This is a genomic window from Desulfosceptrum tomskiensis (genome assembly GCF_049818055.1).
Classification (GTDB): domain Bacteria; phylum Bacillota; class Desulfotomaculia; order Desulfotomaculales; family JASEER01; genus JBFLVT01.
This window is the reverse complement of record NZ_CP187479.1, coordinates 71898-85432: the sequence shown is the minus strand read 5'-3', so window position 1 is coordinate 85432 and position 13535 is coordinate 71898. Positions and strand designations below refer to the sequence as shown.

General features: G+C 59.8%; 11 protein-coding genes. 2 read left to right on the top strand and 9 right to left on the bottom strand.

Going from position 1 to position 13535, the window contains the following annotated elements; translation table 11 throughout:
- Positions 1–146 precede the first annotated feature (146 nt).
- From ACPV0M_RS00440 to ACPV0M_RS00420, 5 genes are all read right to left on the bottom strand, one after another.
- A complete protein-coding gene (locus tag ACPV0M_RS00440; protein ID WP_425621048.1) occupies positions 147–1727 on the bottom strand; it encodes an FMN-binding glutamate synthase family protein in 1581 nt (526 codons plus the stop codon).
- Between the two features lie 113 nt (positions 1728–1840).
- Positions 1841–3175, bottom strand: coding sequence for a glutamine synthetase family protein (locus ACPV0M_RS00435; RefSeq protein WP_425622221.1), 1335 nt, complete (start codon positions 3173–3175; stop codon positions 1841–1843).
- A gap of 144 nt (positions 3176–3319) precedes the next feature.
- The gene (locus tag ACPV0M_RS00430) at positions 3320–3904 is read right to left on the bottom strand and encodes an ANTAR domain-containing response regulator (protein ID WP_425621047.1); all 585 of its coding nucleotides are present in this window, start codon (positions 3902–3904) and stop codon (positions 3320–3322) included.
- A gap of 177 nt (positions 3905–4081) precedes the next feature.
- Complete coding sequence (locus ACPV0M_RS00425; RefSeq protein WP_425621046.1) at positions 4082–5422, bottom strand: ammonium transporter; 1341 nt, start codon at positions 5420–5422, stop codon at positions 4082–4084.
- 163 nt (positions 5423–5585) lie between these two features.
- Complete coding sequence (locus ACPV0M_RS00420) at positions 5586–5921, bottom strand: P-II family nitrogen regulator (RefSeq protein WP_425621045.1); 336 nt, start codon at positions 5919–5921, stop codon at positions 5586–5588.
- A gap of 383 nt (positions 5922–6304) precedes the next feature.
- Here ACPV0M_RS00420 and asnB point away from each other — a divergent pair, with 383 nt between their 5' ends.
- Together asnB and ACPV0M_RS00410 are read left to right on the top strand one after the other, a co-directional pair.
- On the top strand, positions 6305–8155 hold the full coding sequence (gene asnB / locus ACPV0M_RS00415) for an asparagine synthase (glutamine-hydrolyzing) (protein ID WP_425621044.1): 1851 nt from the start codon (positions 6305–6307) through the stop codon (positions 8153–8155).
- A 249-nt stretch (positions 8156–8404) separates the two neighbouring features.
- The gene (locus ACPV0M_RS00410) at positions 8405–9553 is read left to right on the top strand and encodes a PRK06851 family protein (protein ID WP_425621043.1); all 1149 of its coding nucleotides are present in this window, start codon (positions 8405–8407) and stop codon (positions 9551–9553) included.
- 597 nt (positions 9554–10150) lie between these two features.
- Here ACPV0M_RS00410 and ACPV0M_RS00405 read toward each other — a convergent pair.
- From ACPV0M_RS00405 to ACPV0M_RS00390, 4 genes are all read right to left on the bottom strand, one after another.
- A complete protein-coding gene (locus ACPV0M_RS00405) occupies positions 10151–10984 on the bottom strand; it encodes a metal ABC transporter permease (RefSeq protein WP_425621042.1) in 834 nt (277 codons plus the stop codon).
- Positions 10981–11754, bottom strand: coding sequence for a metal ABC transporter ATP-binding protein (locus ACPV0M_RS00400; RefSeq protein WP_425621041.1), 774 nt, complete (start codon positions 11752–11754; stop codon positions 10981–10983). The genes ACPV0M_RS00405 and ACPV0M_RS00400 overlap by 4 nt, the downstream gene beginning before the upstream one ends.
- A 216-nt stretch (positions 11755–11970) precedes the next feature.
- On the bottom strand, positions 11971–12567 hold the full coding sequence (locus ACPV0M_RS00395; protein WP_425621040.1) for a class I SAM-dependent methyltransferase: 597 nt from the start codon (positions 12565–12567) through the stop codon (positions 11971–11973).
- 27 nt (positions 12568–12594) lie between these two features.
- Positions 12595–13476, bottom strand: a complete 882-nt coding sequence (locus tag ACPV0M_RS00390; protein WP_425621039.1) for a metal ABC transporter substrate-binding protein — start codon at positions 13474–13476, stop codon at positions 12595–12597.
- Positions 13477–13535: the final 59 nt, after the last annotated feature.

Sequence of the window (13535 nt, the reverse complement as noted above, 5' to 3'; positions counted from 1 at the left end):
TTTACGGGGCATCATTGCCGTCCTGGATACGCCGTTGTACCCGAGGTATATACTTTAATACAGTGTATTATACGAACTGGCTGATTGTCTGGCAAGAGTTTTATTGACAAATATTCTGTATACTTGTCGCAGCCGTGCCTCCATACCTAGCCGAGAATCCGGTCGACTTCCTGCCTATCAGCGTCCATAATGTACGTGATTCCGGTAATTTTGGCCGCTTCAGGAGTTAAGGCGACGACATCGTCGCGGGTGATGTACTCGAGCGCCCACTTCCGGGCACCGCACATCAACTGGCGCAAGCCCTGAGCAAGGCGGTCGCAGTAGCCGTAAACACCGAGGGCGCCTATCGGTAAGCGGTCGTAGTCCGCCCCAAGTCTGGCCTTGATGCGCCTGGCCGAACGGATAACCTGCTCCACGGTATCCCCGTAAGTCTTGTATTCCGGCAAGACTTTGCCTTCCTTGAGATTCTGGCCGACTGTCTTCGCCACCATAGCCGCGGCGAGCGGCGAGCGGGCCATGCCGATAGCCTTGACGTATGGGGCGCTGAGGGCAAAGCCCTTGAACATGTGGTCTTCCAGAGTCAGGCCGCCCGCGATGGCAATCGGCGGAATGTAGGCGCCCTTGGCTGCCAAACGATCGCAGTACTGGGTCAGGAGGGCCTGGAGGTAGAGTGTGGGAATGCCCCACTCGTTCATCATCCGCCAGGGGCTCATCCCGGTCCCCCCGCCGGCGCCGTCAACGGTCAGGAGGTCGAGCTTGGCATCGGAGGCGTACTTGATGGCCCGCGCGAGGTCCGCCGGGCGGTAGGCCCCCGTCTTCAGGAAGACGTACTTCGCCCCGGCCTTGCGCAGCTCTTCAACCCGGGCCATGAAGCTTTCATATTCGACAAAGCCGATGCGGGAATGCCGTTCAAACTCTCTGAAAGCGCCCGCCTTGAAGGCCTCTTGTACAGCCGGGTCCTCCGGGTCAGGTAACACGATGTAGCCGCGGCTCTTCAACTGCAGGGCGCGTTCCAGACTATTCAGCTTGACCTCACCGCCGATGTCCTTGGCTCCCTGTCCCCACTTGAGTTCCACGGCCTCAATGCCGAACTTCTCGATGCACCATTCCTGAACGCCCAGGCGGGTGTCCTCAACGTTGGCCTGTACCGCAATGAAGCCGTTCTCACCGTCGTACCAGTCGGTGAAAGCCTTTATGCGGGCCTCCATTGCCGGTGAATGCACCACGCGGCCGTTTTTGATCTCGGAGTCGGGGTCCATAGCGCAGACGTTTTCACCGATAACGATGCCGATACCGGCAAGAGCCGCCCCGGCAGCCAGGTGGTCCCAGTTGTTCGCGGCAACATTCGTCGAACCCATGGCGGCGACGACAATCGGCAGGCTCAGTTTGATGTCCCCGTTCCGGCCCAGCCTGGTCGTAAGGTCAACGGCAGGGAAGATCGCCTTGTCAGGATCGGCGTCTACGCCGAAAGCGCCCACTGCCGTACCCTGGATATTGATGTGGGAGTAGTCTACGGGATACTTCTTCTGGCCGGCGGAAGTGGTTTTGCCAAAGGGCTGGGGGTACAGCACCTCTTTGCCGCGAATCGCCGACTTGCCGATTTCGCACGTCCCGGGACACCCGTCCAGGCAGGTCACACACATGCCGCTCTGCGGGCACTTCTGGTCACCGGTGCGCAGCTTGGTCTGTGTTGCTACACTGGCATTTGTACCAACGCTGAAATTCATCTGTCTGCCATCCTCCTACCAAAATGATTAAAGTTATCTATTTGGTTTCTTTAGTAAACTATTTAACCGGTTGAAACCTATCATCTCCTTACCGCTCGCTCCTACTCATGCTTTCAATACTTTGAGAGGTATTCGTCCAGTTCCCACTGATGAACTTTATCGTTGTAGCGTGTCCATTCGTCTTGCTTGACGGCCATGATCCGCTGGTAAATCGCCTTACCTAGCGTGTCCTGGACAAGCCGGTCATCCGCCAAGGCCGCCAGAGCTTCGCCCATGTTGCGGGGAAGACCGATCTCTTTGACAAGCTGTGCCAGCTCGTCATTGCTGCACTCTTCGAGTGGCAAAGGCGGTTCGATCCGGTTATCGATGCCGTCGATGCCGGCAGCCAGGATGACCGCAAGGGCCAGGTAGGGGTTCGTCGTAGGGTCGGGGCTTTTGAGGACAAGCCTCGCCCCGTGGCTGTCGTGACCGGGAACCCTGATCATGGTGGAGCGGTTTCCTTCCGACCACCCCGCCAGAACAGGCGAAAGGTTGTTGGGAACCAGGCGCTTGTAAGAATTGATAAGCGGGTTGACAATGGCCGTTATGGCCCGGGCGTGTTTCAGAACACCGCCCACAAAGAACCTTCCCGTCTCACTGAGCAGCAAGGGGGCGGAATCATCCTGGAAAAGGTTCTTTTCTCCGTCCCAGAGAGAAAGGTTAAGGGTCATGCCGGAGCCGATGGAATTGTCGAGAGGCTTTGGCATGAAAGAGGCGTGCAGCCCGTGGCGCTGTGCCACCGTGCGTACGACAAACTTGAAGGTCGCCAGCTTGTCGGCCATGGCCAGGGCCGTGTCGTCTTTAAGACCGATTTCGTGCTGGCCCGGGGCGATCTCGTGGTGCGACGACGTCACCTCGATGTCCATTTGCTCCAGGGTCAGGATCATGTCGCGCCGGGCGTTTTCCCCAAGGTCAATGGGCGTCAGGTCGCAGAAGCCCGCCCGGTCGTTGGTGCGGGTAGTCGGAAGCCCCTGCTCGTCGGTACCGAACAGGAAGAACTCGGTCTCCGGCCCCACCATCAACATCCAGCCCCGTTCACGAGCCTTGTTGAGGGTCCGGCGGAGAACCGAGCGCGAGCAGCCTTCAAATTCGCCCTCGTCCGCCGTACGGGCCTCGCAGATCAGTCTCGCCACGGCGCCGTCCCTGGGGCGCCAAGGGAAGACTTCGAAAGTAGAGGGCACCGGCTGCAGCAGCACGTCACGGCGGCGGCCGCGCACAAACCCCTCGAAAACAGCGCTGTCAAAACAGACCTTGCCGGCCAGTGCTCTGTCCAACTCTTCAACGGTGATAGCGATGTTCTTGAGCGCCCCCAGGATGTCGGTAAACTGGAGGCGGACAAACTTCACATTATACTCTTGGGCTAAGTGCTGGACGTCTTCTGCGGTCAGCAGCCTTGGCAAGCAACTCACCTCCAAAAAATAAAAACGCCCCAAAACCCGCTTATTTTAAGCGGATTTCAGGGACGCCATTGCCCCGCTTCATTAATTAACTGTCCCCGATTATAGAGGGTCTTGTCGAAGAAATCAAGGGCACAGCCCCAAGTATACAGTACACTATTTCTTATCCGATGATTCCAGTTGAATGATGATCTCCCTGGCAACCTTGGCCAGAGACCGCGAAGTATCCATGCTCCTCTTCTGGATGTATTTATAGGCGTCACGCTCGCTAAAACCTTTACGCTCCATCAGCAGGCCTTTAGCCCTTTCGACCAGTTTCCGTGACTCGACGTTGCGTTTGAGCCTAGTGTTTTCCTGTTCGAGCGCGGTGAGACGGCGAAAGTTGGCGAGGGCCACTTCGATGGCCAGGTATAGTTCGTCGTCCGTGTACGGCACTAATATATAGGAAAGCATCCATTCGGTTCTGGCCATAGAGGCGATATCCCGCGGGTCATGCGCCAGAAAAACGATGGGGGCCACCCGGTGCTCGTCGATAACCTGGGGAACCCCCAGGCCGCCGTAGTCGGGAAGCCGGGTGTCGAAGATAACGAGGTCCGGATGGAACTGGAAGGTTACCCTTAAGGTTTCCTTGGCGTCGGCCACCTGGGCGATAACCAGGTGCCCGGCCTTAACCAGCTTGTTCCGAAGCTTCTTTCGCTCGTTGTCGTCAGCCACGGCGATGACGACTCGAGTCTGCAGCATCCCTTCTGCTCCTTTGCAGGGTTACTAAATTTCTCTATTTTAACATACCCCCGGCCAAAAACATAGCATGGCATAAGCAGATAAGACCCGGGGGACACGGGATGACAAAGAACAACCCCCGCCGGAACGGGGGTTGCGCCGTGGTGTTGTAACCTTGAGGGGGATAAGCTTACGAGTTCAAGATACCGCGGGGGTTCCCACCAGGCCGCCGTCGCGCACGGCGCCGCCGCCCTCGTGGTAGGCGCTTTCCCCGTGCAGGGTGATGTCCAGGCCGGCCTCCTCCTCGTCGACCGTCGCGCGCAGCGGGGTGAACAGCCCGATAACCTTTAAGATGATGAAGGTTAAGATACCTGACAGAGAAATGGTGGCAATAACACCAATAGCCTGGATCCCAAGCTGGGCCGGGTTCCCGTAGAAGAGACCCGTACCCAACTCGTTCACGGCCGGGCAGGCAAACAGGCCGGTCGCCAGGGCTCCCCACATTCCGCCGACACCGTGAACACCAAAAGCGTCGAGCGAATCGTCGTAACCCAGCTTGCCCTTGACGATGGCAACAGCGATGAAGCAGACGACACCACCGACAAGCCCGATAATAATGGAAGCAAGAGGAGTTACGAAACCGGCGGCCGGGGTGATGGCAACCAGGCCCGCGATACACCCCGAAGCGGCACCGAGAACCGTCGGCTTACCGAAGCGCAGCCATTCCGCAATGACCCAGCCCAGTGCCGCCGATGCCGCAGCCGTGTTGGTGGTGACCAGAGCGTTAGCCGCCAGAGCGTTAGCCGCCAGGGCACTGCCCGGGTTAAAGCCGAACCAGCCGAACCAAAGCAACCCGGCACCCAGGACAGTAAACGGGAGACTGTGCGGCGTCATCGTCTTGACGCCGTGACCGAGCCGCTTGCCGACGACCAGCGCCGCCACCAATCCAGCCACACCGGAACTGATGTGTACAACGGTCCCGCCGGCGAAGTCCAGAGCACCGAGGGTCATTAACCAGCCGCCGCCCCATACCCAGTGGGCCAGGGGGTCATAGACCAGTGTCGTCCACAACAAAACGAAGGCAATAAAAGCCGGAAAACGCATCCTTTCCGCGATAGCACCAGAGATGAGAGCCGCCGTGATTATCGCGAACATCAACTGGAAGGCCATGAACACGTAGTCCGGAATCGTCCCGATTATCCCGGTGCCCATGCCGCTAAGGCCGATTAAATCGAGGTTTCCGACAATCTTCTTAACGTCGGGACCGAAAGCAAGCGTGTAACCGAAGAGTACCCACTGGACCGAAACAAGGCAGATGACAATAAAACTGTGCATCATCGTGCTTAAGACATTCTTCTTTCTCACCATGCCGCCGTAGAAGAACGCCAGGCCGGGTGTCATCAGGAAGACAAGAAAAGTGCAAACGAGAATAAAGCTGGTGTCGCCGGTATCAAGCGTCGGCTCTCCGGCCCACGCCAGGCCGGGAATAAGTAATGAAACCATTAACGTCAGTATGCTCCACGTCACGTATCTGCGCATAAAAATAATGCCTCCTTAAACGGTTTTGGTGGGAGAATCCTTCTGCGGAACATACCACAGCGTATGACCGTTTCTTGAGGCACCCTTGCCGAAAAATGCAAACGCCCCGGATGCATTCTTTTTACCGAGGCGCCGTTGCCCGTTGGCGACTGTCCAGCCAGCGCTAGATCGCGGCGTCGCCCGCTTCTTTCGTCCTGATGCGGATCGCGTTCTCCACCGGCGTGATGAAGATCTTCCCGTCCCCGACCTCACCGGTGCGAGCAGCGTCGCCGATCAACTCCACAACCCTGTCGACGTGCTCGTCGCGGACCACGATTTCCATCTTCACCTTGGGCAACAGCTTGATGTACTCCGTCCCCCGGTAGATTTCACGGTGACCGCGCTGCAGTCCGCAGCCCAGCACGTCGGACACCGTCATCCCATGGATACCGAACTTATCCAGGGCCTTTTTGACGTCTTCAACCTTGGTTGCCCTGATGATGGCTTCGATCTTCTTCACGTGACTTCCCCCTTTGAGAGTTGACTTTAATCCCCAAGAGAGCCGGCCCCCCCAAGAAACTGAAAGGCGCCCGCACATGGGCGCCCTCGTAGGCCTCGATACGACCTTGTATCATGCTCTTATTATATTACGCCGTCCTTACTTGTCAACTACAAATTTGCCGGATTTCAGGAAATTAATAACACCTCGCAACCCCGAAGAAAATGGCAACATCCGCCTCCCGGCCGTCATAAGATGAAGCGTGACAACGGCGGTCACTGTTAATCCGATGGTCTTTCAGCAAGGGCGCTGGAAGCGGCATGCTTACGGCGCCCTTTTACTTTGCCCGGCCTCAGGCCGGCCTCGAACACAGCTTTTAAAACGTTTCTCGGAGGGGATCGACAATGTGCGGAATCGTCGGCTGGATTGACTGGAACAGGGATCTGACCCGGGAAGGGCCGGTACTTGACAGCATGACCGGAACCCTCGCGGCCCGAGGGCCGGATGCCTCCGGCACCTGGATATCGCGGCACGCGGCGCTGGGTCACCGCCGCCTGATCGTCGTCGACCCGGTGGGCGGGGCCCAGCCAATGACGCGCGAGCGGGACGGGCGCAGCTATACCATCGTTTACAACGGCGAGCTGTACAATACCCCCGAACTGCGCTGCAAACTGGAGGCGCGCGGGCACGTCTTCCTCACCCGCAACTCGGACACCGAAGCCCTGCTGATGTCCTTCATCGAGTGGGGGCCGGCCTGTGTCGAGCGCCTTAACGGCATCTTCGCGTTCGGCGTCTGGGACGAGACGGAGCAAACCCTCTTCCTGGCCCGCGACCGCCTGGGGGTCAAACCGCTTTTCTATACCGTACGGGAAGAGACCTTTATCTTCGCTTCCGAACCGAAAGCCATCCTCGTCCATCCGGAAATCCGGGCGGAGGTCGACGCCGCGGGGCTGGCCGAGCTCTTTTTCATCGGCCCGGCACGCACCCCCGGGCAGGGTGTCTTCAAGGACATCGCCGAGCTCAAGCCCGCTCACTCTCTGATCTTCAACCGGAGCGGCCTCCACATTTACGAGTATTGGTCACTGGAAAGCCGGCCCCACACCGACGACCTGGAAACGACCGCGGCCACGATCCGGAAACTGCTGGAGGACACCGTCCAGCGCCAGCTGGTGTCCGACGTCCCTGTCTGCACGTTCCTGTCCGGGGGGCTCGACTCCAGCGCCATCACGGCCTTTGCCGCCGCCGCCTACCGCAGGGAAGGAATGGGGCCGCTGCACACCTTCTCGGTCGATTACGCGGGGAACGACCGTCACTTCCGGCCCAACCGGTTCCAGCCCGACTCCGACGCCCCGTGGGTAAGGCGTGTTTCCGAAGCCGCCGGCACGGTCCACCATTACGTCACCGTCGACACGCCGGAACTCTTGGAAACCCTGAAGACAACCGTTCTCGCCAACGATCTCCCGGGCATGGCCGATATAGATTCGTCCCTGCTGCTGTTCTGCCGCGAGGTGAAAAAGGAAGCCACCGTCGGCGTTTCCGGGGAATCCGCCGACGAGGTGTTCGGCGGTTACCCGTGGTTCTACAGCAAGGAGGCCCTGGAAGGGGATACCTTCCCCTGGATACGCATGACCCGGGAGAAGGCGGCCCTGCTTGCGCCGGAAGTGGTCAAGGCCATTCGTCCCGAGGAATATATCGCCGCGAGGTACCGCGAGGCCGTCGCCGAGGTGCCCCGGCTGAAAGGCGAGGACCCTTTCGAGGCGCGGATGCGGGAGATGTCCTACCTTAACATCCGCAGGTTCATGCCTACCCTCCTCGACCGAAAGGACAGGATGAGCATGGCCGTCGGTTTCGAGGTCCGCGTACCATTCTGCGACCACCGCCTGGTGCAGTACGTGTGGAACATCCCCTGGCGCATGAAAAGCCACTGCAACCGGGAAAAGGGCATCCTCCGCCTGGCCCTGAAAGGCGTGCTGCCCGACGACGTCCTCGAGCGCCGCAAGAGCCCCTACCCCAAGACGCACAACCCCGCTTACCTGGCGGCGACGCGCGGCTGGCTGCTCAGTATTCTCGACGATCCGGCATCCCCGCTGCTTCCTCTGCTCAACGTCCCGGCCGTGCGCAGGGTCGCCGAGTCCGGCGGCGGATCCTTCAACCCAGCCTGGTTCGGCCAACTGATGGGCGCGGCTCAGCTCTTCGCCTACCTCGCGCAGGTAGACCTGTGGCTCCGGCACTATAAAGTGGGTATTAGGCTTTAGGTGTTTGTTAGGTGTCGGACTTAAAAGCATTCCCGTTCAGGCATTCCCACAACAATCCAATACCCAATACCCAATGCCTAAGACCTTCGTTTTGGCAGAAGTTACAACTACCTCCCCCAGTCACCGCAGCCGCCCCTCGACATAGCATGTAGAGATGCCGGAAGCTGTCGACTTACAAATAGCAAAGCGCTGTACTGCACGAGCCAATGTCACAGCGCTCCATCAATGTTTTTGGGGGAGGCGTGATCTGTGGTCAAAGGAAGGTCAAAGAAAGTTTTTCCGGGAGGCAATACCTGCAAAGGATTTTATTCCTATTACGACTACATCATCAAGCCGGACGCAACGAGAATCCTCGTCATCAAAGGAGGTCCCGGCGTAGGCAAATCCACCTTCATGCGGGCCATCGGCGAGGAGATGCAAAGCCGCGGGTTCGACGTAGAATTTCACTGCTGTTCGTCCGACAACGGCTCGCTGGACGGCGTCAAGATACCGGCCATGGGCGTGGCTCTGATCGACGGAACAGCTCCGCACATCGTCGATCCGAAACACCCGGGGGCGGTGGACGAGATCATCCACCTCGGTGACTACTGGGACGAGGCCAAAATGCGGGCCGCTAAGGACGACATTCTCCGGGCCGCCGCCAAGGTGGGGCGGTTCTTCCGCACCGCTTACAGCCACCTGGCCGAGGCCAAGGTGGCGCGCGACGAAATGAGGGACTACGTCGACGAGGCCACCAACAAAACGCAGTTAAACCGACTGACGCAAGAGCTGATCAGGGATGTCCTTGACAGCGTTCCCCCGCAGTACCGTTACTTCCCCAAGACCCGCCGCCTCTTTGCCTCCGCCATCTCTCCCCAGGGGGTCGTCCACTACATGGAGACTCTCCTGGCAGGGCTCAGGAGCATCTACATCCTCAAGGGCATGCCCGGCACGGGACGGGCGAAGGTGCTGGCCCGCCTCGCCGACGCCGCCGAGATGCGCGGACTGGATACCGAGATCTACCACTGCGCCCTGGAGCCCGAAGAGATCGAACTGCTGGTCGTCCCGGCCCTGGAAGCGGCCTTCCTCAAATACTCCGAGGAGATCGGCTTCGACGCCTCGGGGCTGGAGGGCGTCAACGTCACGGTACTGGACCTCTACCAGTACATCGACCGCCGGGCCCTCGATCCCTTCATCCCGGCGATGATGGAAGCCCAGCAGCGCTTCCGGACCTCGCTGAACCGGGCGATCCGTAACATCGCCGACGCCAAGCTGACGCATGACTACCTGGAGAGCTTCTACGTTCCGGCGATGGACTTCGAGGCCATCGGCAGGAAACGCGAAGAAACCCTGCAGCGCATCCTCAAGTGGGCGGAGGAAATCCAGGTTGGCAAGCTGCCCCGCGTCAGCGCAGGGTGAAACCGGTGAAAGCCACCACACTATTTAAACTAATAAGCCCTTGGTCATGCCAAAAGGCAAGTCCAAGGGCTTTACTTACCTTACCTGTGAGCTGTCTCGAAGACCGGTAAGCGGTCCAGCTCCGATGTAAGTAAGCATTTAAGCGCTCATGGCGTTTTGAAGGCTTCAGTAGAAACCGCACCTGGAAGCTAACTCCAAGTTTCACCGTCGAGTACCCTTCCATGGGTCCTACGAACCCCTCCCCACTGTTTAAAGAAGAATGGTACCCCGTAGGCTTGTCAAGCTGACAGTTATCTGTCACTCAGGGACAAGTTAACCGTTCTAATCGGTTTACCAGATAAAGCAAGCACGTGACAAAGGTTGTCTAACGTCCGGGGCGTACGGAGCCGCTCGAACAACCCGATTTCCATCGCAGAGACAAGCACACAATACTTTTTAAAGCTTTCTGCGCACTGAAACAGGACTTCATAAAGAGGCGCGACCGGCGCGTCGGGCTCAAGCAACAGTCGTCTCTGATTTCCGGGTCTTTAGGGGCCATAACATGTCTCTCCTTTCAAAAAGCCTTCCGCCGACCTGCACGCGATTGGGGCAGCGTTTTCAGCTTCCCGCTTGCGCCTCGTTGAAACGTTTGACCTTCTTTTTCGGAGACAACCAGTTGGCCAGCAGAAAGATAAGGGTGGATACAATGACGATGGTGGCACCGCACGGCCAATCGGCGTAATAGGCGGTAACCAGGCCCGTCCAACAGGAGAGGACGCCGAAAACGGCGGCAAGAACGAACACCCGGCGCAAATCGTAGGTCAACTGGTAGGCCGCCGCCGCTGGATTAAGAATGAGGCTGTACACGAGGAGCCCGCCTATCGGGTAGAGGCTGGCCGCCACCGTCAACCCGGTAAGAAACAACAACCCGTAAAACACCCAGGTGGCCGGCAAACCCACAGCCGCCGCGATTTCCCGGTTGAAGAGCAGCGCCTGGATTTCCTTGAAGAAGACAACCACCACGCCCGTGGCCAGCAGAGCACTGGCCGCCAGGATAAGCAGGTCGGGTAGCCTGACCATGAGGATGCTGCCCCACATTATGCCCAAGACTTCGGTCTTGGGCCCCGCCATGAGGCCCATAAACAGAAAAGCCGTCCCCATCATCAAGGTGAAGACGATACCAAGGGACGTGTCCGGGTTGAACTCGCCGCGGTCGGCCAGAGGGCCGATGGCGGCGGCGGCGGCCAGGCTGAAGACGAGGGCCCCTCCGAGCGGGTTAAGACCGGCGAAAACGGCGATGACAGCCCCGGCAAAAGCGGCATGCGAAAGGCACACCCCGATAAAAGAAAGGTGCATGCTGACCACCAAGACCCCCACCAGGGAACAGGCAACGCCACCGAGGAGCCCCGCCAGAAGGGCGTACTGCATGAAGTCGTAACCGAAGGCGCTCACGCCGGACCACCTCCGCCGAAGACGGCACGCAGGCGGGCATCGGACAGCGCCTCCCGCGGAGGCCCGAACGCCGCCAGGCGGCCGCGGCATAAAAGCGCTACGCGGTCGCACATATCAAAAGTCTCCCGGGGATCGTGGCTAACCATCAATGTCGTCAGCTTGCGTTCCAGATGGACCCGCCTGATCAGGGACAAGACCTGCCGCTGCGAACGCCAATCGAGCGACACGGTGGGCTCGTCCAGGAGGAGTATACGCGGCTCCTGGGCTAGAGCCCGCGCGATGGCCACGCGCTGCTGTTCTCCCCCCGAAAGATGCCCGAAGGGGCGATCGGCCAGGTGCGACAGGCCCACCAGTTCCAGGTATTCGTCCACCAGCCGCCAGTCGGCGGGGCCGGGGCGGCGGAACAAGCCCAGCCGCCCGGCGCGGCCCATCATCACCGCTTCCCGTACGCGCACCGGCACGCGCGGGTCGACGGGGACATTCTGCGGCACGTAACCGATCAGGCGCCGCAGCGCGGTAGCCCGGCGGTCGGTGCGGAATTCCCGGCCCCGCCGCCCGGCGGCCAGGCGTTCCCCCAGTACAACAGCCTCGCCGCGCAGCAAACGGCCGAGACCGTTGACCACCGTCAACAGCGTGGTCTTGCCGGCACCGTTGGGACCGGCGATGCCGACAAACTCACCGGCATATACGTCCATGGTGACGCCGCGTAAAGCCACGTCGTCCCGGTAGGCTACAGCAACATTACGCAAACCGATCGCTGTTTCCCTCATATATGCCCATCCCTTTCGCCGTACGAAGCTTTCGGTACTGGTCCTTCGTCTGATCCCGGTTTCCGTCCAACCTGTGCCTCTCTGTAAACCCTCAACTTATCCAAGGGAGAAGGCAGCCGGATGAGGCTGCCTTCTCCCTTGGGGAAGGAGTTGTATAGGGAAAGAGAGGGACGGGAGAAACCACAAAACAAGAATTTACCAGCACCTTGATACAAGTTACGTCCCGGGGCGGACGCCGGTCGCCACAAACCGGTCCGCCCCGTCGGTAACGCTGACTCCCGTAAAGCCGGCCCGGACTAAAATCTCGGCCAGTTCGGCGGCCGGAGGCAAAAGGTGATCGGCCACCGGCCCGCCGATCTGGCGGTGCATACGGTTGACTTCATCCCGGCTCTTCGTATGGCAGACGGTCAGGCGTCCTCCCTCGGCCAAGACCCTATGCATTTCCCGCAAGGCGCCGGGGATGTCGGGAAAATGCGGCAGGGCGTTGTTGCAGAAAACGGCATCGAAGTATCCGCCGGCGAAGGGCAGGCTCATTACGTCGGCCTCGATGAAGACGGCGTTGGGGCCAAACCTTTTGGTGCGCGCCTGTTCCAGCATGGCCGGCGCAAAATCGGCGCCGACCACGCTCCCCTGTTTCCCCACGGCTGCGAGTAAAAGCGGGGTCAGGACGCCGGTGCCGCAGCCGACGTCCAGAACACGCATTCCTTCCCGCAACCCGCTTCCGGCGACGATCTCCCGCAACAGGGGCGTCTGGTCGTCCGCCGCCAGGCCGTCCCATTGTGGAGCAAGGCGGTTAAAGTAATCCCGCAGCATTTCCGGCGAACCTCCGTTGAAATTGTCTTAACCCTCGACGGCTTTCAACACCAGGGCGACGTTGTGCCTGACAGCTTCCTCCCAGGAGGCCGTGTTCGGCAGACCGCCCGGGAAGTTGGAGAGAGTGACGTGTTTGGCGCCCAGTTCCTTGGCGATGCCGACGCCGGCCTCGTGTCCGCTCTGAAGGTTGTCAATGACCAGCTTCACGCCCTCGCTCCTGGCACGGTTGAGGAGTTCCTCCAGTTGTTTGGGCGTGGTGTCCTCCGGGCGTCCGTACACCGCAACGACCGGAAAGCCCATCCACTTCACGAAACCCGCCTGCATGTCGGCGCAGAGCACCTTGACCTCGCCTGCCTTGGCCTGCTCAAGCCGGGCCTTTAACTCCCGGCCGGTTTCCTCAACCCTCTTCTTGCGCGCGGCGGCCGCCTCACGGTAGGAGGCGGCGTTATCCGGGTCGGCCGCGGCCAGCGCGTCCGTCACGGCGTCGATGGCCTGAACCTGGACGGGAGGAGCCATCCAGTTGCCCTCCAGGTCCAGGACAACCTTTTGCAGCCCCGGGTTGGCAGCCGACTTTATGAGTTCCTCGGAGAACTTCTTGCCCTGCCAGCCGTGCATCAGGAAGAGCTTGGCCTCCGCCAGGCATTTGAGGTCACCCGGCTTGACGTCGAAGTGCCCCGGGCAGGAACCGGGCGGAATGATGTTGGTCACCTGGACCCTCTCCCCGCCCACCGACTTAACAATGTCCTCGATCAGGGTCGTCGTGGTCACCACCTGGAGCTTGGGCGCGGGCGCAACATCCGCGACCGGCTTGTCCTTCCCCCCGTCCGGGGAGGAGCAGCCGACAACCGCGGCCGCCAGAGCCGCCACCAAGAAAAGCAAGAAAATGAGCCGAAAGGTCCTGGTCGTCACTGCGATATTCCTCCTTGCATATAAAATCAAGTACCGGCCCGGCCAAACAAAAAAAACCA